Origin of the sequence: Brachyspira sp. SAP_772, from assembly GCF_009755885.1 — a bacterium.
In the GTDB taxonomy this organism is placed as follows: Bacteria; Spirochaetota; Brachyspiria; order Brachyspirales; family Brachyspiraceae; genus Brachyspira.
In genome coordinates, this window is sequence record NZ_VYIX01000009.1 from 1 (window position 1) to 1,557 (window position 1,557).

At 28.9% G+C, this 1,557-nt stretch carries 2 protein-coding genes; both read left to right on the top strand.

Going from position 1 to position 1,557, the window contains the following annotated elements:
* Nucleotides 1-645, top strand: a 645-nt coding sequence (locus GQX97_RS12135; protein WP_198391223.1) for a PTS transporter subunit EIIC, incomplete at its 5' end; no start/stop codon positions are given.
* 34 nt (nt 646-679) lie between these two features.
* The coding region (locus GQX97_RS12140) for a PTS transporter subunit EIIC (protein ID WP_157152197.1) at nt 680-1,557 on the top strand (878 nt) is incomplete at its 3' end.

Sequence of the window (1,557 nt, forward strand, 5' to 3'; positions counted from 1 at the left end):
AAGATATTTGAACCGCTTCTTCATGTATCTGATTCTTTACCTTCTATAATAATATTATTGTTGGTTATACATATATTATGGTTTGCAGGTTTACACGGTACTAATATAGTTGATGCTATAGTAAAAGCAATTACTTTATCAAACTTAGCAATAAACCAAGCGGCATTACAAGCAGGAGAGCCTGTAACAAAAATATTTGCCGGCGGTTTCTTTGATTCTTATGTATTTATGGGCGGTGTTGGTACTACTTTAGGTTTGGCAATAGCGATGGTGAGAAGTAAAAATGAACATATAAAATCTATTGGTAAATTGTCAATAGTGCCTGCAGTTTTTAATATTAATGAGCCTATAATGTTTGGTGCTCCAGTGGTAATGAATCCAGTATTAATGATTCCGTTTATAGCTCTTCCTATAATCAATGCTACTATAGCTTGGATATTTACCAAATTAAATATTATAGGTCATATTGTATCATTGGTGCCTTGGACTACTCCTGGTCCATTAGCTGCTTTGCTTGCTACTAACTTAAATGTTGGTTCTATGATAYTAAGTTTAGTTTTAATATTTACTTCATAYTTAGCTTATATACCTTTTCTTAAAGCTTATGAAATATCTTTAGAGAAAGAAGAATCAGCTAATAAATAAGATTATAATATCATTAATAAAATGGAGCATAAAAATGAATGATAAAATAATGCATTTTATAGAAGAGAAAGTACTTCCTATAGCAGGAAAAGTTGCTAGTAATAGATATTTAAATGCAATAAGAGATGGTTTTGTATTTGCTGTACCATTTTTAATTGTGGGTTCATTTATACTYTTAATATTAAACTTACCTCTTACTGACAAAAATAAYTTTTTATATTTAGAATGGTATACMAATTTAATGGCAAAATATAAAGCAGATTTAATGCAGCCTTTTAATGTGAGTATGGGTATAATGTGTATGTTTATAGTTTATGGAATAGGTTATTCTYTATCTGGACATTATAATCTTAAYTCTATAACAGGCGGATTTTTATCMTTATTTRGTTTTTTACTTGTATCTGCAAARGTTGAGTATGTRCCTATAGTGGAAKCTGTATCAAAATCATTTTTAGTAGCTCCTAATACTTCTATACCWGTAATGGACGTAAGATTTATGGACGCTAAAGGRTTATTTGTAGCTATTATATTTGGAATAATTTCTATAGAGATATTYAGATTTTTGGTTCATAARAAATTAATTATYACACTTCCAGAATCTGTTCCTCCTGCRATAGCTAAGTCATTTGAGCTTTTAATACCTGTAGCAGTWGTKATAGTATTATTTCAAGCAATTAATCTTATAATACAAAAAAGTTTATTATTAATGCTTCCTGATTTATTTATGAARATATTTGAACCATTGCTTCATATATCRGATTCTCTTCCATCAATAATATTARTACTATTTTTGGTGCATTTATTATGGTTTGCGGGTCTTCATGGTACTAATATACTTGGAGCTATAATTTCTTCTATAAGCTTATCAAATTTAGCATTTAATCAAAGTGCATTACAGGCAGGAGAAGAAAT